We start from the raw sequence: 23,988 nt of genomic DNA on the forward strand, positions 1-23,988 counted from the left end.
GCTAAGGTTGGCAAGCCCGTCTTCGCAACGGATAATGCCCAGTTTTTCCACCCGCGCATCGATGCGCCGCCGCGCTTGCGGTCGAAAGAGAAGACCATGAAAGACACCATTCGCCAGCTGATCCAACAAGCCCTCACCCAACTCGTCAACGAAGGTGTGTTGCCTGAAGGCCTGTCGCCGGCGATTCAGGTGGAGAACGCCCGCGACAAAACCCACGGCGACTTCGCCAGCAACATCGCCATGATGCTGGCCAAGCCTGCGGGCATGAAGCCGCGCGATCTGGCGGAGAAAATCATCGCTGCGCTGCCGGCCGACGAGAACGTCACCAAGGCCGAAATCGCCGGTCCAGGCTTCATCAATTTCTTCCAGAACACTCAGGCGCTGGCCAATCGCCTCGAAGCCGCTTTGGCTGACGAGCGCATTGGCGTGCGCAAGGCTGGTCCTGTACAGCGCACCGTGGTCGATTTGTCGGCACCGAACTTGGCTAAAGAGATGCATGTCGGTCATTTGCGCTCGACCATCATCGGCGACGGCGTGGCGCGCGTACTTGAGTTCCTCGGCGACGAAGTGATCCGCCAGAACCACGTGGGCGACTGGGGCACCCAGTTCGGCATGCTGATGGCAATGCTGGAAGATCATCCAGACATGCTCAAAAGCGCACTGTCGGATCTGGAAGAATTCTACCGCGCCGCGAAAAAACGTTTCGACGAAGATCCAGTGTTTGCCGATCGCGCCAGGAAGCTGGTAGTCGATCTACAAGCAGGAGATGAAGAGTGCATCAAGGCATGGAAGGGCTTTACCCACATTTCCCTTTCTCACTGCCAGGACATCTACGAAAAGCTCAACGTCAAACTGACCATGGCCGACGTGATGGGCGAAAGCGCCTACAACGACGACCTGATCAACGTGGTCAACGACCTGAGAGCGGCGGGCATGCTGGTCGAAAGTAACGGCGCCCAGTGCGTGTTCCTCGACGAGTTCAAGAACGCCGACGGCGACCCGCTGCCGGTGATCATCGTCAAGGCTGACGGCGGCTACCTCTATGCCACCACTGACCTGGCAGCCGTACGCTACCGCAGCGGCAAGCTGAAAGCCGATCGCGCGCTGTACTTCGTCGACCAGCGTCAGGCCCTGCACTTCCAGCAAGTGTTCGCCGTGGCGCGCAAGGCCGGCTTCGTCACCCATCCGATGGAAATGGAGCACATGGGCTTCGGCACCATGAACGGCGCCGACGGCCGTCCCTTCAAAACCCGTGATGGCGGCACCGTGAAACTCGTTGACCTGCTGATCGAAGCAGAGGATCGGGCGTTCAAACTCGTACAAGAAAAGAACCCGGAATTACCGGTCAAAACTCTGCACGAAATCGCGAAAGTCGTCGGTATCGACTCCGTGAAATACGCCGACTTGTCCAAGCATCGCACCAGCGACTACAGCTTCAACTTCGACCTGATGCTGAATTTCGAAGGCAACACCGCGCCATACCTGCTGTACGCCTACACCCGCGCTGCCGGCGTATTCCGCAAACTGGACAAAGACTTCAGCGAGGTCCAGGGCCAAATTGTCCTCGAAGCCGAGCTGGAACAGGAGCTGGGCACCAAACTGGCACAATTCGGTGAAGTGCTGAACGGCGTCGCGGAAAAAGGCACTCCGCATATTCTGTGCACTTACCTCTACGATCTGGCCAGCCTGTTCTCCAGCTTTTATGAGAACTGCCCGATCCTGAAAGCTGAAACACCAGAACAGATGCAAAGCCGTCTGCGTCTGACCGAGTTGACGCGTCGAACCCTTAAACAAGGCCTGGAGCTGCTGGGCCTGAAAGTCCTGGAGCAAATGTAAGTTGGCTGCCAAGAAAAAACCTGCACCCAAGCGTGGCGCCAGCCGTTACCAAGCTCCTGCAAAGCAACCGATCCCGGGCTGGCTGTGGATGGCCATCGGCCTGACGGTCGGTGCGTTCATCGTGTTCCTGATGAAACTGGAGCCGGGCAAGGGCAGCGACACAGTCAAGCGCGAGAAAATCGAGCAGGCGCAACAGCAGAAAGCGTCGAAGATCGCTGAGGCCAACAAGACTCCGCCGAGCCCGACGCAACCGGTGAAGCCGAAGTACGACTTCTACACCTTGCTGCCGGAATCGGAAGTGATCGTGCCGCCGGATGCCGTGCCGGAGAAAACCCTGCCGACGCCACAAGTGCCGACCACGCCGGTCACCCCGGCGGAAGCGGCGAAGATCGACACCGCGCGGGCGCAGGCTGCGCTGTCAGGTATTACCCCGCCGCCAGCGCCACCGGTGGCGAAAGCGGCGCCGGTGACCAAGTTTTTCCTCCAGGCCGGCTCGTTCCGCAAAGAGGCGGACGCGGACAAGGTGCGGGCGCAGATCATTCTGCTGGGCCAGGCTGTTTCGGTTGAGTCGGGCACGGTGAAGGATGAAACCTGGTACCGCGTATTGGTCGGCCCGTTCAGCAACCGCGAACAGCTGACGACTGCGCAAAAACAACTGGCCGGCAGCGGCTTCAGCAACCTGTTGTTACAACAACGCCAGAGCCGCTGATTCCGTCAGTCGCATCGCGTCATCGTTCATTCGCGAGCAGGCTCGCTCCCACAGGAATCACGCAGTCCCTGTGGGAGCGAGCCTGCTCGCGAAGGCGTCATAACCGGCACAACATATTCCCGGTCTGTCCTCCGCCGTTCGTCCCCCTGCGCCCTCCCCGGTTGAAATCCTATCCAGCACCCCCATATGAATGGGCATAAGGCATTTTCGCCCCGCTGCGTGGAGACTCTTCCCTTGACCACCATCGTTTCAGTCCGCCGCCACGGCAAAGTCGTCATGGGCGGCGACGGCCAGGTTTCTCTCGGCAACACCGTGATGAAAGGCAACGCCAAAAAGGTGCGTCGCCTGTACCACGGCCAGGTCATCGCCGGTTTCGCCGGTGCCACCGCCGACGCCTTCACTCTGTTCGAACGTTTCGAAGGCCAGCTTGAGAAACATCAGGGCCACCTGATCCGCGCCGCTGTCGAACTCGCCAAAGAATGGCGCACCGACCGCTCCCTGAGCCGCCTCGAAGCCATGCTCGCGGTCGCCAACAAGGACGCCTCGCTGATCATCACCGGCAACGGTGACGTGGTCGAACCCGAAGACGGCCTGATCGCCATGGGTTCCGGCGGCGCCTACGCGCAAGCCGCAGCCAGCGCGCTGTTGAAAAAGACCGACCTGTCGGCCCGTGAGATCGTCGAAACTGCCCTCGGTATCGCCGGCGACATCTGTGTATTCACCAACCACACCCAGACCATTGAGGAGCAGGATCTCGCTGAATAAGCCTGACGCGGCCTAAGTGCCACGGCTTGTTTCTGCTTGAGGACCGTCAATTATTATGTCCATGACTCCCCGCGAAATCGTCCACGAACTCAACCGCCATATCATCGGCCAGGACGATGCCAAGCGCGCTGTCGCGATTGCCCTGCGCAACCGCTGGCGCCGCATGCAGCTGCCTGAAGAGCTGCGTGTTGAAGTGACCCCGAAGAACATCCTGATGATCGGCCCGACCGGTGTCGGTAAAACCGAGATCGCCCGTCGCCTGGCAAAACTGGCCAACGCGCCGTTCATCAAGGTCGAAGCGACCAAATTCACCGAAGTCGGCTACGTCGGCCGTGACGTCGAATCGATCATCCGTGATCTGGCCGACGCCGCGATCAAGATGCTCCGCGAGCAGGAAATGACCCGCGTACGCCACCGTGCCGAAGACGCTGCCGAGGACCGTATCCTCGACGCACTGCTGCCGCCTGCACGCATGGGCTTCAGCAATGAAGAAGCACCGAGCAGCGATTCCAACACCCGTCAGCTGTTCCGCAAGCGCCTGCGCGAAGGCCAGCTGGACGACAAGGAAATCGAGATCGAAGTCGCCGAAGTGGCCGGTATCGAAATCGCCACGCCGCCTGGCATGGAAGAAATGACCAGCCAGCTGCAGAACCTGTTCGCCAACATGGGCAAGGGCAAGAAGAAAGCGCGCAAGCTCAAGGTCAAAGAAGCGCTGAAACTGGTGCGCGACGAAGAGGCCGGGCGTCTGGTCAACGAAGAAGAGTTGAAGGCCAAGGCGCTGGAAGCGGTCGAGCAACACGGCATCGTGTTCATCGACGAAATCGACAAGGTCGCCAAGCGCGGCAATGTCGGCGGCGCCGACGTGTCCCGTGAAGGCGTACAGCGCGACCTGCTGCCGCTGATCGAGGGCTGCACCGTCAACACCAAGCTGGGCATGGTCAAGACCGACCACATCCTGTTCATCGCCTCCGGTGCGTTCCACCTGAGCAAGCCGAGCGATCTGGTGCCGGAGCTGCAGGGCCGTCTGCCGATCCGTGTCGAGCTCAAGGCGCTGAGCCCGGAAGACTTCGAGCGCATCCTCAGCGAGCCGCACGCATCGCTCACCGAGCAATATTGCGCGCTGCTGAAAACCGAAGGCCTGAACATTCAGTTCCAGCCGGAAGGCATCAAGCGTCTGGCGGAGATCGCCTGGCAGGTCAACGAGAAGACCGAGAACATCGGTGCCCGTCGTCTGCACACACTGCTTGAGCGTCTGCTGGAAGAGGTATCGTTCAGTGCCGGCGACCTGGCCAGTGCGCATGACGACAAGCCGATCCTGATCGACGCTGCGTACGTCAACAGCCATCTGGGCGAATTGGCGCAGAACGAAGACCTGTCCCGTTATATCCTGTAAGCCATACTTACAGCGGTAGCGGACCCTGTGGGAGCGGGCTTGCTCGCGAAGAGGCCGTGCCAGTCGACACCCATGTTGGCTGACACACCGCATTCGCGAGCAAGCCCGCTCCCACATTTGAATCAGGGTCGCCCACACAACGGACGCCAGACCATGACCTCAATCCCCACCGACATCAAACTGCACAAAGCCTCGAAAACCCTGACGCTCAAATACGCGTCCGGCGAGGAGTACACCCTGCCCGCCGAATTCCTGCGCGTGCATTCCCCTTCCGCCGAGGTCCAGGGCCACGGCAAACCGATCCTGCAATTCGGCAAGCTCAATGTCGGCCTCAGCGGCCTGGAACCGGCCGGTCAGTACGCACTGAAACTGACCTTCGACGACGGTCACGACAGCGGCCTGTTCACCTGGGATTATCTCTACGAGCTGGGGCGACGTCATGACGCACTCTGGGCCGATTATCTGGCCGAGCTCAAAGCGGCCGGGAAAACCCGCGATCCGGACCAGTCAATCGTCAAGCTGATGCTCTAGTCCGAGACTCTTGCTCTTTAGAGGGCATTTTCTAAATTCATCTGTTTGAATGCTCTGCTGTGTGGCCGAGGATCGGCCTGCTTGCGAAAAAAATTAAACTCGGGTAACCAATGGAGCTGGCAAGTTCCCTGCAGTGCTCTACGACTGTAAAGCAGCTATGCAGAATTAACGGTCACCCGAGCAGTAGTACCTGGCATTCGCTGTGGAACTGCACAGCAGAAAACGGGTACTCGTCTCAGGACAATGGAGCGTCGTAGATGAGTAACAAGAATAACGATGACCTGAAGTACCAAGCCTCGGAAAACACCCTGGGGCTTAATCCCGTCGTTGGGCTGCGCGGAAAGGATCTGCTGGCCTCTGCTCGAATGGTGCTGACCCAGGCCATCAAACAACCGATCCATAGCGTCAAGCACGTGACCCATTTCGGTCTTGAACTGAAGAATGTGCTGTTCGGCAAATCCGAACTGCAACCGGCCAGCGATGATCGTCGCTTCGCTGATCCGGCGTGGAGTCAGAACCCGCTCTACAAACGTTATCTGCAAACTTACCTGGCGTGGCGCAAGGAGCTCCATTCCTGGATCGACGACAGCAGCCTGTCACCCAAAGACATCGCGCGCGGCCACTTCGTGATCAACCTGATGACCGAAGCCATGGCCCCGACCAACACCGCCGCCAACCCGGCGGCGGTCAAACGCTTCTTCGAGACCGGCGGCAAAAGCCTGCTCGATGGCCTCTCGCATCTGGCCAAGGATCTGGTGCACAACGGCGGCATGCCGAGCCAGGTCAACATGGGCGCGTTCGAGGTCGGCAAGAGCCTTGGCGTGACCGAAGGCGCGGTGGTGTTTCGCAACGACGTGCTGGAGCTGATCCAGTACAAGCCGATCACCGAACAGGTCCATGAGCGGCCACTGCTCGTGGTGCCGCCACAGATCAACAAGTTCTACGTTTTCGATTTGAGCCCGGACAAGAGTCTGGCGCGCTTCTGCCTGCGTAATAACGTGCAGACCTTCATTGTCAGTTGGCGTAACCCGACCAAGGCCCAGCGCGAGTGGGGCCTGTCGACCTACATCGATGCGCTGAAGGAAGCAGTCGACGTGGTCACCGCCATCACCGGCAGCAAAGACGTGAACATGCTCGGTGCCTGTTCCGGCGGCATCACCTGCACCGCCCTGCTCGGCCACTATGCCGCCCTCGGCGAAAAGAAGGTCAACGCCCTGACCCTGCTGGTCAGCGTCCTCGACACCACCCTGGACAGCGACGTCGCCCTGTTCGTCGACGAGCAGACCCTCGAGACCGCCAAGCGTCACTCATATCAGGCCGGCGTGCTCGAAGGCAAAGACATGGCCAAGGTCTTCGCGTGGATGCGCCCCAACGACCTGATCTGGAACTACTGGGTCAACAACTATCTGCTCGGTAACGAGCCGCCGGTGTTCGACATCCTGTTCTGGAACAACGACACCACCCGGTTGCCGGCCGCGTTCCACGGCGACCTGATCGAGATGTTCAAAAACAACCCACTGATCCGCCCCAATGCACTGGAAGTGTGCGGCACGCCGATCGACCTCAAGCAGGTCACCGCCGACATCTTCTCGCTGGCCGGCACCAACGACCACATCACCCCGTGGAAGTCCTGCTACAAGTCGGCGCAGCTATTTGGCGGCAAGGTCGAGTTCGTGCTGTCGAGCAGCGGGCACATCCAGAGCATCCTGAACCCGCCGGGCAACCCGAAATCGCGCTACATGACCAGCGAAGGCATGGCCGCCAATGCCGACGAATGGCAAGAGAACTCGACCAAGCACACCGATTCCTGGTGGCTGTACTGGCAGGCGTGGCAGGCCGAGCGCTCGGGTAATCTGAAAAAAGCACCAACCAAACTCGGCAACAAGGCGTACGCGCCAGGTGAAGCATCGCCGGGCACATATGTTCACGAGCGGTAACTGACACCACCCTGTCATTGTGGGAGCGAGCCTGCTCGCGAAAGCGGTCATGCAATCAACATTGATGCTGGCTGACACGACGCCTTCGCGAGCAGGCTCGCTCCCACAGGATTCGGGGTGATATTGAGATTGACCCACAGGGCCTGAAGCATGCCGCAACCGTTCATTTTCCGTACCGTCGATCTGGATGGGCAGACCCTCCGCACCGCGGTACGCCCCGGCAAGCCTCATTTGACGCCCTTGCTGATTTTCAACGGCATCGGCGCCAACCTGGAGCTGGTGTTTCCGTTTGTCGCGGCGCTGGACCCGGATCTGGAAGTGATCGCCTTCGACGTGCCCGGTGTCGGCGGCTCGTCGACGCCCAACCGGCCTTATCGCTTTCCCGGGCTGGCGAAGCTGACGGCGCGGATGCTCGACTACCTCGACTACGGCCAGGTCAATGTGATCGGCGTGTCGTGGGGCGGCGCGCTGGCGCAGCAATTCGCCCACGACTACCCCGAACGCTGCAAGAAACTGGTGCTGGCGGCGACCGCGGCCGGCGCCTTCATGGTGCCGGGCAAGCCGAAAGTGCTGTGGATGATGGCCAGCCCACGCCGTTACATCCAGCCATCGCACGTGATCCGCATTGCGCCGTTGATCTACGGCGGCTCGTTCCGCCGCGACCCGACGCTGGCCGCCAGCCATGCAGCGAAAGTGCGTTCGGCGGGCAAGCTCGGTTACTACTGGCAGCTGTTCGCCGGCCTCGGCTGGACCAGCATTCACTGGCTGCACAAGATCCATCAGCCGACCCTGGTGCTGGCCGGCGACGACGATCCACTGATCCCGCTGATCAACATGCGCATGCTCGCCTGGCGCATCCCCAACGCCCAGTTGCACATCATCGACGACGGTCATCTGTTCCTGATCACCCGCGCCGAAGCCGTGGCGCCGATCATCATGAAATTCCTTGAGGAGGAACGGCAGCGCGCCGTGATGCACCCGCACCCGACCCCGCTGGGCGGATAAATCACGGCGGCAGGCTTTATGCAGGGTTTTGAACAACGTGCGCGGCAGGACGCCGCGCAGGCAGCAACCCGTAACAGCGACTATGGTGTTCTGGTTCGGTGAGTTTGTTTTTGACCTGAAGACGAAGGAGTGTTGAGTCATGCGCGACAAACCTGCGACGGGCGTAGTGCCCAGTCCCGCCGTGTTCATCAATGCACAAAGTGCAATGACCGGCCTGCGTGGGCGGGACTTGCTCTCGACCTTGCGCAGCGTCGCCGCCCACGGTCTGCGCAACCCGCTCCACAGTGCGAAACACGCCTTGAAACTCGGCGGCCAGCTCGGTCGCGTGCTGCTCGGTGAAACCCTGCACCCGACCAACCCGCAGGACGCGCGGTTCGCCGATCCGGCGTGGAGCCTCAATCCGTTCTACCGGCGCAGCCTGCAGGCGTATCTGGCCTGGCAGAAACAGGTCAAGAGCTGGATCGATGAAAGCAGCATGAGCGAGGACGATCGCGCTCGCGCGCACTTCGCGTTCACCCTGCTCAACGATGCCGTCGCGCCCTCCAATACCTTGCTCAATCCGCTGGCGGTCAAGGAACTGTTCAATTCCGGCGGCCAGAGTCTGGTGCGCGGCCTGAGCCATCTGTTTGATGATCTGCTGCACAACGATGGCCTGCCACGCCAGGTTACCAAGCAGGCGTTCGAAGTTGGCAAGACCGTCGCGACCACCCCCGGTGCGGTGGTGTTTCGCAACGAGATGCTCGAGCTGATCCAGTACAAGCCGATGAGCGAAAAACAGTACGCCAAGCCGCTGCTGGTGGTGCCGCCGCAAATTAACAAGTACTACATTTTCGACCTCAGCCCGCAGAATAGCTTCGTCCAGTACGCGCTGAAAAACGGTCTGCAGACCTTCATGATCAGCTGGCGCAACCCGGACGTGCGCCACCGTGAATGGGGCCTCTCGACCTACGTCGAAGCGGTGGAAGAAGCGATGAACATCTGCCGTGCGATCACCGGCGCGCGCGAGGTGAATCTGATGGGTGCCTGCGCCGGTGGCCTGACCATCGCCGCGCTGCAGGGTCATCTGCAGGCGAAACGGCAACTGCGACGGATCTCCAGTGCGACCTATCTGGTCAGCCTGCTCGACAGTGAGATCGAAACCCCGACCACCCTGTTCGCCGACGAACAGACCATCGAAGCGGCCAAACGCCGCTCCTATCAGCGAGGCGTGCTCGACGGTCGCGACATGGCCAAGGTGTTCGCCTGGATGCGGCCCAACGATTTGATCTGGAGCTACTTCGTCAATAACTACCTGCTCGGCAAAGAGCCGCCGGCCTTCGACATTCTCTACTGGAACAACGATAACACTCGCCTGCCCGCCGCGTTCCACGGCGACCTGCTGGACTTCTTCAAGCACAACCCGCTGACCCACCCGGGCGGGCTGGAAGTCTGCGGTACGCCGATCGATCTGCAGAAAGTCACCGTCGACAGCTTCAGCGTGGCCGGCATGAACGACCACATCACGCCGTGGGACGCGGTGTACCGCTCGACCCTGCTGCTCGGTGGCGAGCGACGTTTCGTACTGTCCAACAGTGGTCATGTGCAAAGCATCCTCAACCCGCCGAGCAACCCGAAAGCCAATTACGTCGAAAACGGCAAGCTGAGCAGCGATCCGCGCGCCTGGTATTACGACGCCAAACGCGTCGACGGCAGTTGGTGGCCGCAGTGGCTGGAGTGGATACAGCAGCGCTCCGGCACGCAGCACGAAACCACGTTTACCCTCGGCAACCCGAATTATCCACCGATGGAGGCAGCACCCGGCACCTACGTGCATGTGCGCTGACGCTTAACCGAACTTTTCTAAGAAGACTGGATGAAAACCCGCGACCGGATTCTCGAATGTGCTCTGCAACTGTTCAACGAAAAGGGTGAGCCCAACGTCTCCACCATGGAAGTTGCCAACGAAATGGGGATCAGCCCCGGCAACCTCTACTACCACTTCCACGGCAAGGAGCCGTTGATTCTCGGCCTGTTCGAACGCTTCCAGAACGAACTGGCGCCGCTGCTCGATCCGCCATCGGATGCCGAGCTGGCGCCGGAGGATTACTGGCTGTTTCTGCACCTGATCGTCGAGCGCCTGGCGCAGTACCGGTTTCTGTTCCAGGACCTGTCGAACCTCGCCGGGCGCCTGCCGAAACTGGCCAAGGGCATCCGCAACCTGCTCAACGCGCTCAAGCGTACGCTGGCGTCCTTGCTGGCGCGGTTGAAGGCTTCGGGGCAACTGGTCAGTGACACCCAGGCGTTGGGGCAACTGGTGGAGCAGATCACCCTGACCCTGCTGTTCTCGCTGGACTATCAGCGGATTCTCGATCGTGAAGGCGAGGTCAAACTGGTGGTGTACCAGATCATGATGCTGGTGGCGCCGCATCTGCTGCCGCCGGTGAAAGTGGCGACGGAGCGGATGGCATTGCAGTACCTCGAAGATCACGAATGAATGGGCTACACATTGTCCTCCCCCAGTGGGAGCGGGCTTGCTCGCGAAAGCGGTGGCTCAGCCAACATCAATGCTGAATGACACACCGCCTTCGCGAGCAAGCCCGCTCCCACAGGAGAATGGCGCTGTTCCAGCGATTCTCTGCACAAACAAAAACGCCCGACCTTCACAGGCCGGGCGTTTTGTTTTGCCCTGAAAAATCAGGACTGACTGGTTGGCGTCGACGGGGTCGATGCAGCAGTCGGGGTGGCTGCCGGAGTCGGTGCAGCGGCGGAGTTCGACGCGCTGGCCGGGGTTGCCGGGGTGGCTGGCTTGGCTGCTGCGGGTGCAGCTGGCTTCGGCGCAGCGGCCTTCGGCGCGGCCGGTTTTTTCACTGCCGGTTTTTTCGCCGCAGCCGGTTTGGCCGCAGGTTTGGCAGCCGGTTTCGCGGCAGCGGTTTTCGCTGCTGGTTTGGCCGCGGACTTGGCCGCAGGTTTCGCAGCGGCTTTGGCAGCAACCGGTTTCGCGGCAGCCTTGGCGGCTGGTTTGGCAGCGGCCGTTTTAGCAGCAGGCTTGGCGGCAGCGGTTTTTGCCGCTGGCTTGGCCGCAGCTTTGGCAGCTGGTTTCGCAGCCGCTTTAGCCAGTGGCTTGGCGGCGGTTTTGGCTGCCGGTTTGGCCGCTGCGGTTTTCGCCGCGACCGGTTGGGTTTTCAGACCGGTGAGTTTCTCGATCTGCTTGGTCAAGGTCTCGACCTTGCTGTGCAGCGCTTTGACTTCATTGCGGCTAGGCACACCCAGGCGCGAAATCGCGCTGTTCAGGCGCTTGTCGAAAGCCCCTTCCAGCTCGTCCCACTTGCCCAGTGCGCGATCTTTCACGCCGCTGATGCGCGATTTGGCCGAAGAAGCGGAATCCTTGGCGGCATCGACTTTCTTGCCGACTGCCGACTTGGTGAGCTTCTCGGCTTTCTCGCCGTCTTTGACCAGTGACTCGAAGAGCTTGCTGCCGTCAGTGTCGATCTTCGAGTACACGCCTAAACCAGCCAGCCAGATTTTGCGGGAGTAGTCTTCGACTTTCCCAATCCACGAGCTGCCTTCTTTATCGGTGTTCTTTTTACCAGCCATCCCGTTCTCCTTAAGATTTACGCGCGACGCGTTCGAGCAATGCCGTCAGCTCATCGAGCTTAGCAGAGAGTGTCTCAACGTCATGTTTAGACGGAATGCCGATACGATTCAAGGCGCTTGCTACACGGGAGTCGAACGCCTTCTCGACCTTGTCGAGCTGAACTTCGACGCGACCTTTGAACGAGCTGACTTCATCCTTGGCTTCATCGATCTCGGCATTGGCGGCTTCGAGTTTTTCGGTGACGACTCTTTTGCCTTTCTTTTCAACAGTTTGACCAGCCTTGATCAGCTCTTGAAAGTAGTCGCTGCCCTCTTGGCCGACCTTGGTGTAGGCACCCAGGCCTGCCAGCCAGATCTTGCGGGCATAGGATTTGACGTCGCTCAGAGCAGAAGTCGAAGCGTCGATTTTTTTCTTCAGAATGACTTTGGCCATGGTGCACCTCACGCGCAGAAGGTTTGAGGAACTGCCCGCAAAAGTGTCGGGCTCAGGCACAAAGTAGGGAGAAAAATTAGAAACGGCACCCTAACAACTGACATAAACAGCGGGAGCACCACCAAACAAATGTGGGAGCGAGCCTGCTCGCGAATACGGTGTATCAGTCAATATTCGAGTCGACTGACACACCGCTTTCGCGAGCAGGCTCGCTCCCACAAGGGATCTCGGGTTACCGAAGAATCGCGATCAGACCAGCGCTTTATCCAAAGCCTTCTCGATCTCGGCTTTGATCATGCCGCTCATGGCCGACATCATGATGCCCAGTTCCACGTCGACACGGATCGAGTCGTCGGCCACATGCACCGCGCCTTTCACGCCCGAGCGCTTGAGGTTCAGGGTGTCGCCCGACCACTGCGGCTCCAGGCCATATTGATCGGAGAGTTTCTGCGCCAGCTTGTCGGCCTTCTCGCGGGCGGCTTCCTTGCCCAGGCTGTGGGCACGCTCAACACTGATTTTGGCCATCGAATGACTCCTGCTTGATGAATAGGTGACGGTAAATCTTGACCGCGTCTGCGGCAAATCGTCCCGAAGGTCGCCCATCTTACCTTTAGCCATTCCAAGACAAAGCATGGCTTGGGGATTAGAATGTCGCGCATTCTCTTTTGGTGACAGCGATATGACTGATCAGCGCAAAGGCAGCGATGCCGAACCCACCACTCACTTCGGCTTCAAAAACGTTCCGGAAAGCCAGAAAGCGGAAAAAGTCGCTGAGGTGTTCCACTCCGTAGCCGCGAAGTACGACCTGATGAACGACCTTCTGTCGGGCGGCATGCACCGTCTGTGGAAGCGTTTCGCGATCGAACTGTCCGGTGTGCGTGCAGGCAACCGCGTGCTCGACATCGCCGGAGGTACCGGTGATCTGACCAAAAAATTCTCGCACCTCGTTGGCCCGACCGGTCAGGTGGTATTGGCCGACATCAATGAATCGATGCTCAAGGTCGGCCGTGACCGCCTGCTGGACCTGGGTGTGTCGGGCAACGTCGAATTCGTTCAGGCGGACGCGGAAAAACTGCCGTTCCCGGACAACCATTTCGACTGCGTGACCATCGCCTTCGGCCTGCGCAACGTGACGCACAAAGAAGACGCCCTGCGCTCGATGCTGCGCGTGCTCAAGCCCGGCGGCCGCCTGCTGGTGCTGGAGTTCTCCAAGCCGACCAACGCGCTGATGTCGAAAGCCTACGACGCCTACTCGTTCGCCTTCATGCCACTGATGGGCAAGCTGATCACCAACGACTCGGAAAGCTATCGCTACCTGGCCGAATCGATCCGCATGCACCCGAATCAGGAAACCCTGAAGTCGATGATGGTCGACGCCGGTTTCGACCGCGTGACCTATCACAACATGACCGCAGGCATCGTCGCCCTGCACCGCGGCATCAAGCCCTGATGTTGCTCACCGGGCTGCTTGCCAGCGTCGAACTCGGTCTGAACCGGGTGCTGCGTCTCGACAGCACGGCGCTGCCGCGGCTGGCGCATCTGACCGGCAAAGTGATTGCCGTCGATTGCCGCAGCCCGGCGCTGCAACTGTTCATCCTGCCCAGCGATGAGGGCCTGATGCTCGCCTCGCACTGGGAAACCGGCGTCGACTGCACCCTGCGCGCCCCGGCCTCGAGCCTGGTAAATCTGGCCGTGAGCAAAGACAAGACCGCGGTGCTGCACGCCCCGGAAGTCGAGCTCGACGGTGACAGCGGCGTGCTGCTGGAACTGGCCGGGGTGCTGCAGGACCTCGAGCTGGACTGGGAGTACGAACTCTCGCGCTGGCTCGGACCGGTCGCCACGCAACTGATTGGCGGTCACCTGCGCAGCCGCGCACGCTGGTATCAACAAGGATTTGCCAGCCTCAACCAGAACCTCGCCGAATACCTCGCCGAAGAATCGCGCACCCTCGTCGGGCAGCGCGAAGCCGAAGCGCGATTCAGCGAACTGGACCGGATCAAACTTGATCTGGAACGTCTCGAGGCGCGTTTCGAGCGCCTTTCCCGATCCCTCGACCCAAGCGATAACGCATGAAGCTGCTTGCCGTCCGCCGTCTGTTGCGCATCCAGCGCGTCGTGATCCGCTACCGCCTCGATGACCTGCTGTTCGAGCTGCCGCTGCCCTGGTTTCTCCTGGCGCTGCGTTACGTGCTGCCGTGGCGCTGGTTGCCGCGCAAGCCGCTGGAGCTGAGCCGTGGTGCGCGTCTGCGCCTGGCGCTGCAGGATCTGGGGCCGATTTTCATCAAGTTCGGGCAGATTCTTTCGACCCGCCGCGACCTGCTGCCGGAAGACATCGCCGATGAGTTGATGCTGCTGCAGGACCGCGTGCCGCCGTTCGATTCGCAGCTGTCGATCAAGCTGATCGAAGAACAGCTGGGCAAGAAGATCAGCGAAGTGTTCAGCCGTTTCGACGTCGAGCCGCTGGCCTCGGCCTCGGTGGCGCAGGTGCACGCCGCGCAACTGAAGACCGGCGAAGAAGTGGTGGTCAAGGTGATCCGCCCGGGCCTGAAACCGGTGATCGCCCAGGATCTGGCATGGCTGTTCATCCTCGCCCGCGCCGCCGAAAAGGTCTCCGCCGACGCCCGCCTGCTGCACCCGGTGGACGTGGTGCAGGACTACGAAAAAACCATCTACGACGAGCTCGACCTGCTGCGCGAGGCGGCCAACGCCAGCCAGTTGAAGCGCAACTTCGAAGGCTCGCCGCTGCTCTATGTGCCGCAAGTCTATTGGGACTGGTGCCGGCCGAAAGTGCTGGTGATGGAGCGCATCTACGGGATTCAGGTGACGGATCTGGCGACCCTCGCCGACCAGCGCACCGACATGAAAATGCTCGCCGAGCGCGGCGTGGAGATCTTTTTCACCCAGGTGTTCCGCGACAGTTTCTTCCACGCCGACATGCACCCGGGCAACATCTTCGTCAGCACCGTCAACCCGTGGAGCCCGCAGTACATCGCGATCGACTGCGGCATCGTCGGCAGCCTGACCCCGGAAGACCAGGACTATCTGGCGCGCAACCTGTTCGCCTTCTTCAAGCGCGACTACCGCCGCGTGGCGCAATTGCACATCGATTCGGGCTGGGTGCCGGCGGAAACCAAACTCAATGAATTCGAAGCGGCGATCCGTACCGTGTGCGAGCCGATCTTCGAAAAACCGTTAAAAGATATTTCATTTGGCCAGGTGCTGATGCGCCTGTTCCAGACCGCACGGCGCTTCAACATGGAAGTCCAGCCGCAGCTGGTGTTGCTGCAGAAGACTCTATTGAACATCGAGGGCCTCGGTCGTCAGCTGTACCCGGATCTGGATCTGTGGAACACCGCGCAGCCCTTCCTCGAGCGCTGGATGCGCGAGCGCGTCAGCCCCAAAGCCTTGCTCGGCAACGTGCAGAGCCAGTTCGAGCAGCTGCCGCACCTGGCCAACATGGCCCGCGACCTGCTCGAACGCATGTCGCAACCGCACGCCTACGACCCGCCACCACCGTGGCACAAACGCAAGGACGACTGGTTTCTGCGCCTGCTCGGTTGCGCGCATCTGGCTGGCGGGACGATCCTCGCCGCGGGTGGCCCGCTGCACGAACTGGGGCATTGGCCGGCGGGCATCATGGTGGCCGTCGGCTTGTATCTGGTCGTTCGCCGATAGCCAGTTCGCTGATCGGCTGGCACACTGTTTCAACGCCTGAACCTGACAATTGAAGTACGGGTTCGCTGTCGGAGTCGAAGATGAAAAACTGGCTGGACGAGATCAAGTGGGACGCAGATGGCCTGGTGCCGGCGATTGCCCAGGATCACAAGACCGGACGCGTGCTGATGATGGCCTGGATGAACCGCGAAGCGCTGGAACTGACCGCTGCGGAAAACCGTGCAATCTACTGGTCACGTTCCCGTGGCAAGCTGTGGCGCAAGGGCGAAGAGTCCGGCCACGTACAGACCCTGCATGAAATGCGCCTGGACTGTGATGCCGACGTGATCATCCTGATGGTCGAACAGATCGGCGACATCGCTTGCCATACCGGCCGTCAAAGCTGCTTTTACCGCGTCTTCGAAAACGGCGACTGGAAGACAGTCGACCCGGTTCTGAAAGACCCGCACGCTATCTATTCCGCAGGACACAAACATGAGTGACACCCTGACTCGCCTGGCCGAAGTGCTCGAAGAGCGAAAAGGCGCAGCGGCCGACAGCTCATATGTAGCTAGTCTGTATCACAAGGGCCTGAACAAGATTCTGGAGAAAGTCGGCGAAGAGTCGGTCGAAACCATTATTGCCGCCAAGGACGCCGCCATCAGCGGTGACTGCAGCGATGTGATCTACGAGACTGCCGACCTGTGGTTCCACAGCATGGTCATGCTCGCCCAACTGGGGCAGCATCCGCAGGCCGTGCTGGATGAACTGGATCGTCGCTTCGGTCTGTCCGGACACGTCGAGAAAGCCTCGCGTCCGTCCGCCTGAACAATTTTTAGAGAGGAACAGCAACATGGGCATTTTTGACTGGAAACACTGGATCGTCATTCTGGTAGTCGTGGTGCTGGTGTTCGGCACCAAGAAACTGAAAAACCTCGGCACCGACGTCGGCGAGTCGATCAAGGGCTTCCGTAAAGCCATGAACGATGACGAAAAACCGGCCGCCGATCCGACCGTGACGCCTGCGCAGCCAGTACCACCGGTGCAGCCGCAAGCCACCGCTCAGGCCAACCCGCCGCACACCATCGACGTGCAGGCGCAGAAAGTCGAAGAGCCGATCCGCAAAGACGTGTGAGCACTGACTAATGTTTGGTATCAGCTTCTCTGAACTGCTGCTCGTCGGCCTCGTCGCCCTGCTGGTGCTGGGCCCCGAGCGTCTGCCGGGCGCTGCGCGCACCGCCGGCCTGTGGGTCGGCCGGCTGAAGCGCAGCTTCAACGCGATCAAACAGGAAGTTGAACGTGAAATCGGTGCCGACGAGATCCGTCGGCAACTGCACAACGAGCACATCCTGTCGCTGGAGCAGGAGGCGCGAAAGATTTTCACGCCGGTTCAGCAGGAGCCTGCGCCGGTTGAACATGTGGGTGAGCAGACGATTCATGCGCCAGCCGCGCCAGCTGTAACAGCTCCGACACCTGCACCTGCCGCCGCTGTAGCGCCGACAGAACCCGTGCCTGTATCTGCACAACCCTCAGTTGAACACGTAGCCACGACCGCCGCGCCGATCACACCAGCGCCTCACGACCCTACTCTGCCGCCGCGAGCCCCATGAGCGATCTCCCTGAAAACGACCAGCACATGCCGCTGGTATCGCACCTCACCGAGTTGCGCACCCGCCTGCTGCGCTGTGTGGCGGCGGTGTTCATCATCTTCGCCGGGTTGTTCGCGTTCACCCAGCAGATCTACACCTTCGTCTCGACGCCGCTGCGCCAGTACCTGCCGGTCGGCGCGACGATGATCGCCACTGACGTATCGTCGCCGTTCCTGACGCCGCTGAAGCTGACGATGATGGTCTCGCTGTTCCTCGCGATTCCGGTGATCCTGCATCAGATCTGGGGCTTCATCGCGCCGGGCCTGTACAAGCATGAGAAGCGCATCGCCGTGCCGCTGCTGGTGTCGAGCATCCTGCTGTTCTACACCGGCATGGCGTTCGCCTATTACTTCGTGTTCCCGCTGATCTTCAAGTTCTTCGCCGCCGCCACCCCGGCCGGCGTGGAAATGATGACCGACATCACCAGTTACCTCGACTTCGTCATGACGCTGTTCTTCGCCTTCGGCGTCGCGTTCGAAATTCCGGTGGCCGTGGTGCTGCTGGTGTGGATCGGCGTGGTCGACGTCAAATACCTGAAGAAGATCCGCCCGTACGTAATCATCGGCTGCTTCGTGGTCGGCATGATCCTCACCCCGCCGGACATCTTCTCGCAGACCCTGCTGGCGGTACCGATGTGGATGCTGTTTGAAATCGGCATTCTGTTCGGCGGCCTGATCAGCAAGCGCGAACGCCCGGACGAAACACCGGCCGACGATCACAACGACCAGCCGCCAGCGACCCAGGCATGAACCTGCTGTTGCTCGAAGAGGCCGACTTCATCGCGGCCGACCGCGTCGTGCTGCGTGACCGGCGCCTGACCCACATGCAGGAAGTTCACCGCTCGGAAGTCGGTGACAGCCTGCGCGTGGGACGGATCAATGGCTTGATGGGCTCGGCTGAGCTGCTTCGCCTTGAGGCCGGTGAAGCCGAGTTGCGTGTCACCCTCGATCAATCACCGCCGGCCAAGCTGCCGCTGACCCTGGTGCTGGCCCTGCCACGGCCGAAGATGCTGCGACGGGTGTTCCAGACCGTGGCGACCATGGGCGTGTCGAAGGTGATTCTGGTCAACAGCTACCGGGTCGAGAAGAGTTTCTGGCAGACGCCGTTTCTCGAGCCGGAAGCGATTCGCGAGAACCTGATTCTCGGCCTCGAACAGGCCCGCGATACCGTGCTGCCGGAAGTCATCATCGAGAAGCGCTTCAAACCGTTCGTCGAAGATCGTCTGCCAGCGATCAGCGAAGGCACCCTCGGCCTGGTCGGCCATCCCGGCAATTACCCGCCGTGCCCACGTGCGTTGAGCGAACCGGTGACCCTGGCGATCGGCCCCGAAGGTGGCTGGATTCCCTACGAAATCGACCTGCTGGGCAAATCCGGCCTGCAACCGGTGCAACTGGGCGAGCGCATCCTGCGCGTCGAAACCGCCGTCACCGCCCTGCTCGCCCGCCTGTTCTAAAAGTACTGTGGCGAGGGAGCTTGCTCCCGCTTGGGCGCGAAGCGGCCATTGCTCTTTCTTCAGATTAAAATGTGTTTGCCAGTTTTGCGACGGCTGCGCCGCCGGGCGGGAGCAAGCTCCCTCGCCACAATGTCGCTGCGCCCCGGGCAAATCAGGTTACAGATTGCCATCACCCAGCCGATACAGTCCCCATAAGTCCAATTAGTGGTCCGAGGGGAGTCGTCGCATGTACCGTTGGTTAGCCGAGAATCTTGGGAACGTCAGCGTCAAACGCAAGCTGGGCACCGGTTTCGGCCTGGTGCTGTTGCTCACCCTGCTGATTACCTTTACCGGCTGGACCGGCATGGGCGGCATTATCAGCCGTGGCGACAAGCTCGGTTTCATCTCCAGCCTCAACGAGCTGACCAAGGACCTGCGCCTGGCGCGTCTGGACTATGAAGCGCGTCGCGGCGAACAAGGCCCGGGCGCGGTCAACGAGTTACTGGCCAAACTCGCCAGCGGCTTGCAAACCGCGCGCGGCCTGATCGAGCAGCCCTCAGATGCGGCCATGGTCGATCAGCAACTGGCCGCTGTCGCCGAGTACAAACGTGCCTTCGCCGACATGACACAGGCCACCGTGCAGCGTGAGGACGCGCGCAGCAAGCTCGGCGCCAGTGCAGACAATGCCGTGGCCAAAGTCTCGGAAGTCGAGAAATCCATGCTGCAAGGTGACAGCGTCGCGCAATTCAACAGCGTGATCGAACTGAGCAAACTGTTGCAGCAAGCGCGCTATCAGGTGCGCGGCTACACCTACAGCGGCAAGGCCGAGGCGGAGCAGCCCGCGCTGGACGCCATCGACAATGCACTGAAAAACCTCGACAGCCTGCCGGCGAAACTGCCCGAACAGCACATCGCCAACCTGCAACAGGCCACCGACTCGATCAAGGCTTATCGCGCGGCGGTCGCTCAGTTCCGCGACTCGCAGGTGAACAATGCCAAGGCCGGGGCAACCATGACGGCGCAGGGCGACATCCTCCTCGACCTCAGCAAGAAGCTCACCGAATCACAAACCGTGGTGCGCGATACCGATGCCGCGCACGCCAAGAACATGCTGATCATCGCCACCCTGCTGGCCGTGGCCTTCGGTTTGCTGGCCGCGTGGGCGATCACCCGGCAGATCATCATTCCACTGAACCAGACCCTGAAGGTCGCCGAACGTGTGGCTGCCGGCGACTTGACCCACAACCTGGTGTCTCAGCGTCGCGACGAACTCGGCCAGTTGCAACGTTCGATGCAGAGCATGACGCAAGGTCTGCGCGAGTTGATCGGTGGCATCAGCGACGGCGTCACGCAGATTGCCAGCGCCGCCGAGGAACTGTCGGCGGTCACCGAGCAGACCAGCGCCGGGGTCAACAATCAGAAGATCGAGACCGATCAGGTCGCCACCGCCATGAACGAAATGGCCGCCACTGTGCAGGAAGTCGCGCGCAACGCCGAGGAAGCTTCCGAAGCCGCTGTGGCCGCCGACCAGCAGGCCCGCGAAGGCGACAAAGTGGTGGGTGAAGCCATCGCGCAGATCGAGCGTCTGGCCGTCGAAGTCGGCCACTCCACCGAAGCCATGGGCGAACTCAAGCGCGAGAGCGACAAGATCGGCAGCGTGCTCGACGTGATCAAGTCCGTGGCCCAGCAAACCAACCTGCTGGCGCTCAACGCCGCGATCGAAGCAGCGCGTGCCGGTGAGGCCGGGCGTGGTTTTGCGGTGGTCGCCGATGAAGTGCGCAGCCTCGCCCAGCGCACGCAGAAGTCCACCGAAGAGATCGAGGAACTGATCGTCGGCCTGCAGAACGGCACCCAGCAAGTGGCAACGATCATGGACAACAGCCGCAGCCTGACCGACAGCAGCGTCGAACTGACCCGCCGCGCCGGTGGCTCACTGGAAAGCATCACCCGCACCGTCTCGGCGATTCAGGCGATGAACCAGCAGATTGCAGCGGCAGCCGAGCAGCAGAGTGCCGTGGCCGAGGAGATCAACCGTAGCGTGCTGAATGTGCGGGATGTGTCGGATCAGACGTCGGCGGCGAGTGAAGAGACGGCGGCGTCGAGTGTTGAGCTGGCGCGGCTGGGGACGCATCTGCAGATGCTGGTGGGGCGGTTCAAGGTTTGAGGTGATCCGAAAACCTCGGTTCGCTCTGAACCGAGGTGATGCATTCGCGAGCAAGCCCGCTCCCACAGTTGACCTGGTTGTCCATGCGGACGCGGTCTAATGTGGGAGCGGGCTTGCTCGCGAAAGCGGTAGGTCAGACGCTGAAATTAAAGGACCTGACGCAGAAAGGCCTGCGCCCGCGGATCCTTCGGCGCATCAAAAAACTCCGCCGGGGAAGCATCTTCCAGCAGTTTGCCGTGATCGAAGAACAGCACTCGATCCGCCACTTCCCGGGCGAAACCCATTTCGTGGGTCACGCAAACCATGGTCATGCCTTCCACGGCCAGATTCTTCATCACATCCAGCACTTCACCGACCATTTCCGGGTCGAGGGCCGAAGTCGGTTCGTCGAACAGCATCACTTTCGGGTCCATCGCCAGCGCCCGGGCAATCGCCACGCGCTGTTGCTGGCCGCCGGACAGGCGTGATGGATATTCCCGAGCCTTCTGCGCAATACCGACCTTCTCCAGCAACGCCAAGGCCTTGGCCTCGCTTTCCTTCTGCCCACGCTTGCGCACGACTTTCTGCGCCAGACAGAGGTTTTCCAGCACGGTCATGTGCGGGAACAGGTTGAAGTGCTGGAACACCATGCCGACTTCGCGGCGGTAGGCGTTGACGTCGGTTTTCGGGTCGGCCAGTTGCAGGCCGTCGATGCTCACCGAACCCGAGTCGAATTCTTCCAGGCCATTGAGGCAGCGCAGGAAGGTCGATTTGCCCGAACCCGACGGGCCGATCACCACCAGCACTTCGCCCTTGGCCACCGTGGTGCTGACGTTATCCACAGCCCGGACTACCTGGCCACGGGTGTCGAAAACTTTTACCAGTTCGCGGACTTCAATCACTTTGCGCGAGCCTCCGCTCAAGCCGGCTGGCGATTTTCGACAGCGGCAGGTTAATCAACAGATACAGGCCGGCAACGCAGAACAGAATCTCGAACGGCGAGAACGAGGTGGTGATGACTTCACGGCCGCTTTTCAGCAGCTCGGTGATGGCGATCACCGACACCAGCGAGGTGTCCTTGACCAGACTGATGAACTGCCCGGCCAGCGGCGGCAGTACGCGTTTGAATGCTTGCGGCAGTACCACGTGGCGCATCGACTGGCCCGCGCTCAGACCGAGCGAACGCGCCGCTTCGTTCTGGCCACGGGCAATCGACTGCACCCCGGAACGGATAATCTCGGCCACGTAGGCGCCGGTAAACAGCGACAGCGCGGCGATCCCGGCGAACTCCCGGGACAGGTTCATCACCGTGCCGATGAAGAAGTAGAAAATGAAGATCTGCACCAGCAGCGGCGTGCCGCGCACCAGTTCGACGTAGATGCTCGAAAGGTCGCGCAGGGTCGGGTTGCTCGACAGGCGGCACAACCCGGTGACGAGACCGATCAGCAGACCGAGCACACCCGACACCACCGACAGCCACAGCGTGGTCCAAAGGCCCCACAGCAGCGGCCCTGCCGCCCAATGCCGGGTCACGCCCACGACGTCGCCTTCCGCCACATCGTCGCCCTGAGCGAATTGCAGGCTGTTTTCGTCGACGGTCAGGTGCTGCTCGTCACCGGCGTCGTTGCGCAGGGTGACCTGCGCGCTACCGCCCTTGCGTACCAGCTCGGTAACGGTGGAGATATCGGTGGCACGCTGGGATTCTTCGGCCTGATAGGCGAAGTACTGCGGCACGCGGTTCCAGCGCCATTCGTAGGACATCAGCGACGTGGCGTAATACAACGCGCCCGCCAGGCCGACCAGCACCAGCACGGTCAGGACGTGCCAGGGCCATTGGGCTTGTTTCTGTTTCATTGCAGGTTCCGGAATTTGTGTTGCTCTGGAGGGCCTCTTCGCGAGCAGGCTCGCTCCCACAGGGGAATGCATTCCAATGTGGGAGCGAGCCTGCTCGCGATTGGGGCGACTCGGTCTGACTGACCCAGTGTTATTCCATGTCCTTGAGCCACTCGGTGCTCTTGAACCACTTGTCATGGATGCGATCGTAGGTGCCGTCTTCGTGGATCTGGTGCAGGAAGTTGTTGATGAAGTTGATGCTGTCGTAATCACCCTTCTTCAGACCGAAGGCCAGCGGCTCGTAGGTGAACGGCTTGTCGAGGAACACCAGTTTGCCGGCGCCGACCTTGTTCACCGCGACCACGTTGTACGGCGCGTCGTAGATGAACGCGTCAGCCTTGCCGTTGACCACGTCGAGCACGGCTTCCTGCTCGTTGTCGTAGCCGTGGTACTTGGCCTTGGCGATCAGCTTCTTGGCGACCATCTCGCCGGTGGTACCGAGCTTGGAGGTGATGCGGTAGTCGGCGGTGTTCAGGTCTTTATAGGACTTGATGGTGCCTTCCAGCTCCTTGCGGATCAGCAGGGTCTGGCCGACCACGATGAACGGTTCGCTGAAGTTCAGGCGCAGGTTACGTTCCTGAGTCAGGGTCATGCCACTGCCGATCATGTCGAACTTGTCGGTCATCAGGGCCGGGATGATCCCGTCGTAACCGGTGGACACCAACTCGAGCTTGACGCCCATGGCCTTGGACATGGCTTTGAGGATGTCGACTTCGAAACCGATGATTTCGCCGCGCTTGTTGGTCATTTCGAACGGCATGTAGGTCGGATCCATACCGACTTTCAACGTGCCGCGCTTGACCGCGTCATCGATTGCACCAGCGTGCGCCGCATTGACTGCAACCAGTGCCGTGACGCCGACCAGCAGCATCGACAGATACTTCTTCATCTTCAAGTCCCCAAAACCATTGCAATTGCGGCGCGAAAACCGACTGAAATGGACAAGATCGTCCGGGCGCGCCAATTCGGGGACGGATGCTAACGCACTCGATTTTTTGCACAAGGTTTAATGGACGATTTGTTTAACAATCAAGGG

Annotated in this window: 25 protein-coding genes and 1 pseudogene; 20 read left to right on the top strand and 6 right to left on the bottom strand. The window is 60.7% G+C overall.

Annotated features, from left to right (window positions below; translation table 11 throughout):
* The first annotated feature begins 96 nt into the window (after window positions 1-96).
* The 9 genes from argS to LVD08_RS23095 all read left to right on the top strand — a co-directional run bounded on the left by argS (window position 97) and on the right by LVD08_RS23095 (window position 10,649).
* A complete protein-coding gene (argS, locus tag LVD08_RS23055; protein ID WP_096794688.1) occupies window positions 97-1,836 on the top strand; it encodes an arginine--tRNA ligase in 1,740 nt (579 codons plus the stop codon).
* 1 nt (window position 1,837) lies between these two features.
* Window positions 1,838-2,545, top strand: a complete 708-nt coding sequence (locus LVD08_RS23060; RefSeq protein WP_095138001.1) for an SPOR domain-containing protein — start codon at window positions 1,838-1,840, stop codon at window positions 2,543-2,545.
* A 234-nt stretch (window positions 2,546-2,779) separates the two neighbouring features.
* Complete coding sequence (hslV, locus tag LVD08_RS23065; RefSeq protein ID WP_007968352.1) at window positions 2,780-3,310, top strand: ATP-dependent protease subunit HslV; 531 nt, start codon at window positions 2,780-2,782, stop codon at window positions 3,308-3,310.
* A gap of 55 nt (window positions 3,311-3,365) precedes the next feature.
* Complete coding sequence (gene hslU / locus LVD08_RS23070; protein ID WP_007968354.1) at window positions 3,366-4,703, top strand: ATP-dependent protease ATPase subunit HslU; 1,338 nt, start codon at window positions 3,366-3,368, stop codon at window positions 4,701-4,703.
* A gap of 153 nt (window positions 4,704-4,856) precedes the next feature.
* Window positions 4,857-5,234, top strand: a complete 378-nt coding sequence (locus LVD08_RS23075; protein WP_103368729.1) for a gamma-butyrobetaine hydroxylase-like domain-containing protein — start codon at window positions 4,857-4,859, stop codon at window positions 5,232-5,234.
* Window positions 5,235-5,491: 257 nt separating this feature from the next.
* Window positions 5,492-7,171, top strand: coding sequence for a class II poly(R)-hydroxyalkanoic acid synthase (phaC, locus tag LVD08_RS23080; RefSeq protein ID WP_027611304.1), 1,680 nt, complete (start codon window positions 5,492-5,494; stop codon window positions 7,169-7,171).
* A 150-nt stretch (window positions 7,172-7,321) separates the two neighbouring features.
* Window positions 7,322-8,176, top strand: a complete 855-nt coding sequence (gene phaZ / locus LVD08_RS23085; RefSeq protein ID WP_027611303.1) for a poly(3-hydroxyalkanoate) depolymerase — start codon at window positions 7,322-7,324, stop codon at window positions 8,174-8,176.
* Between the two features lie 139 nt (window positions 8,177-8,315).
* The gene (phaC, locus tag LVD08_RS23090) at window positions 8,316-9,998 is read left to right on the top strand and encodes a class II poly(R)-hydroxyalkanoic acid synthase (protein ID WP_183783795.1); all 1,683 of its coding nucleotides are present in this window, start codon (window positions 8,316-8,318) and stop codon (window positions 9,996-9,998) included.
* A 30-nt stretch (window positions 9,999-10,028) separates the two neighbouring features.
* Window positions 10,029-10,649 (top strand): TetR/AcrR family transcriptional regulator, encoded by a 621-nt coding sequence (locus tag LVD08_RS23095; protein WP_027611301.1) that lies wholly within the window; start codon window positions 10,029-10,031, stop codon window positions 10,647-10,649.
* Between the two features lie 200 nt (window positions 10,650-10,849).
* Here the strand turns inward: LVD08_RS23095 and LVD08_RS23100 are convergent, their stop codons facing one another.
* The 3 genes from LVD08_RS23100 to LVD08_RS23110 form a co-directional block, all read right to left on the bottom strand.
* Window positions 10,850-11,749 (bottom strand): phasin family protein, encoded by a 900-nt coding sequence (locus LVD08_RS23100; protein WP_247269352.1) that lies wholly within the window; start codon window positions 11,747-11,749, stop codon window positions 10,850-10,852.
* 10 nt (window positions 11,750-11,759) lie between these two features.
* Entirely contained in the window at window positions 11,760-12,182 is a 423-nt protein-coding gene (locus LVD08_RS23105; protein ID WP_027611299.1) for a phasin family protein, read from the bottom strand.
* Between the two features lie 249 nt (window positions 12,183-12,431).
* Window positions 12,432-12,707, bottom strand: a complete 276-nt coding sequence (locus tag LVD08_RS23110) for a polyhydroxyalkanoic acid system family protein (RefSeq protein ID WP_003220859.1) — start codon at window positions 12,705-12,707, stop codon at window positions 12,432-12,434.
* Window positions 12,708-12,861: 154 nt separating this feature from the next.
* Here LVD08_RS23110 and ubiE point away from each other — a divergent pair, with 154 nt between their 5' ends.
* From ubiE to LVD08_RS28345, 11 genes and pseudogenes are all read left to right on the top strand, one after another.
* Window positions 12,862-13,632 carry a bifunctional demethylmenaquinone methyltransferase/2-methoxy-6-polyprenyl-1,4-benzoquinol methylase UbiE gene (gene ubiE / locus LVD08_RS23115; RefSeq protein ID WP_007961779.1) on the top strand — a complete coding sequence of 257 codons (771 nt, stop codon included), beginning with the start codon at window positions 12,862-12,864 and terminating at the stop codon, window positions 13,630-13,632.
* Window positions 13,632-14,255: a ubiquinone biosynthesis accessory factor UbiJ gene (locus LVD08_RS23120; protein ID WP_247269353.1), complete on the top strand. Its 624-nt coding sequence runs from the start codon at window positions 13,632-13,634 to the stop codon at window positions 14,253-14,255. Before ubiE ends, LVD08_RS23120 begins: the two co-directional genes overlap by 1 nt.
* A complete protein-coding gene (gene ubiB, locus LVD08_RS23125; protein ID WP_027611297.1) occupies window positions 14,252-15,856 on the top strand; it encodes a ubiquinone biosynthesis regulatory protein kinase UbiB in 1,605 nt (534 codons plus the stop codon). Before LVD08_RS23120 ends, ubiB begins: the two co-directional genes overlap by 4 nt.
* Window positions 15,857-15,936: 80 nt before the next feature.
* Window positions 15,937-16,338: a phosphoribosyl-AMP cyclohydrolase gene (gene hisI, locus LVD08_RS23130; RefSeq protein WP_007909357.1), complete on the top strand. Its 402-nt coding sequence runs from the start codon at window positions 15,937-15,939 to the stop codon at window positions 16,336-16,338.
* A complete protein-coding gene (locus tag LVD08_RS23135) occupies window positions 16,331-16,663 on the top strand; it encodes a phosphoribosyl-ATP diphosphatase (protein WP_007909355.1) in 333 nt (110 codons plus the stop codon). Before hisI ends, LVD08_RS23135 begins: the two co-directional genes overlap by 8 nt.
* 25 nt (window positions 16,664-16,688) lie before the next feature.
* The gene (locus tag LVD08_RS23140; RefSeq protein ID WP_003220847.1) at window positions 16,689-16,970 is read left to right on the top strand and encodes a twin-arginine translocase TatA/TatE family subunit; all 282 of its coding nucleotides are present in this window, start codon (window positions 16,689-16,691) and stop codon (window positions 16,968-16,970) included.
* A 10-nt stretch (window positions 16,971-16,980) separates the two neighbouring features.
* Window positions 16,981-17,445 carry a Sec-independent protein translocase protein TatB gene (gene tatB / locus LVD08_RS23145; RefSeq protein ID WP_247269354.1) on the top strand — a complete coding sequence of 155 codons (465 nt, stop codon included), beginning with the start codon at window positions 16,981-16,983 and terminating at the stop codon, window positions 17,443-17,445.
* Window positions 17,442-18,233 carry a twin-arginine translocase subunit TatC gene (gene tatC / locus LVD08_RS23150; RefSeq protein WP_027611295.1) on the top strand — a complete coding sequence of 264 codons (792 nt, stop codon included), beginning with the start codon at window positions 17,442-17,444 and terminating at the stop codon, window positions 18,231-18,233. The genes tatB and tatC overlap by 4 nt, the downstream gene beginning before the upstream one ends.
* Window positions 18,230-18,937, top strand: a complete 708-nt coding sequence (locus LVD08_RS23155; RefSeq protein ID WP_027611294.1) for a 16S rRNA (uracil(1498)-N(3))-methyltransferase — start codon at window positions 18,230-18,232, stop codon at window positions 18,935-18,937. The genes tatC and LVD08_RS23155 overlap by 4 nt, the downstream gene beginning before the upstream one ends.
* Window positions 18,938-19,280: 343 nt before the next feature.
* Window positions 19,281-20,225, top strand: a pseudogene (locus LVD08_RS28340) (methyl-accepting chemotaxis protein); the annotation flags it as partial.
* Between the two features lie 141 nt (window positions 20,226-20,366).
* Window positions 20,367-21,080: a methyl-accepting chemotaxis protein gene (locus tag LVD08_RS28345; RefSeq protein WP_371262571.1), complete on the top strand. Its 714-nt coding sequence runs from the start codon at window positions 20,367-20,369 to the stop codon at window positions 21,078-21,080.
* Between the two features lie 146 nt (window positions 21,081-21,226).
* On the opposite strand, the gene LVD08_RS23165 is transcribed toward LVD08_RS28345, so the two are convergent.
* The 3 genes from LVD08_RS23165 to LVD08_RS23175 form a co-directional block, all read right to left on the bottom strand.
* Complete coding sequence (locus LVD08_RS23165) at window positions 21,227-21,961, bottom strand: amino acid ABC transporter ATP-binding protein (RefSeq protein ID WP_097086999.1); 735 nt, start codon at window positions 21,959-21,961, stop codon at window positions 21,227-21,229.
* Window positions 21,954-22,913, bottom strand: a complete 960-nt coding sequence (locus tag LVD08_RS23170) for an amino acid ABC transporter permease (protein ID WP_247269356.1) — start codon at window positions 22,911-22,913, stop codon at window positions 21,954-21,956. Before LVD08_RS23170 ends, LVD08_RS23165 begins: the two co-directional genes overlap by 8 nt.
* A 130-nt stretch (window positions 22,914-23,043) precedes the next feature.
* Window positions 23,044-23,841 (bottom strand): transporter substrate-binding domain-containing protein, encoded by a 798-nt coding sequence (locus LVD08_RS23175; protein WP_003220833.1) that lies wholly within the window; start codon window positions 23,839-23,841, stop codon window positions 23,044-23,046.
* Between the last annotated feature and the right edge of the window lie 147 nt (window positions 23,842-23,988).

This window comes from Pseudomonas sp. YL2 (assembly GCF_023063025.1).
GTDB lineage: Bacteria > Pseudomonadota > Gammaproteobacteria > Pseudomonadales > Pseudomonadaceae > Aquipseudomonas > Aquipseudomonas putida_A.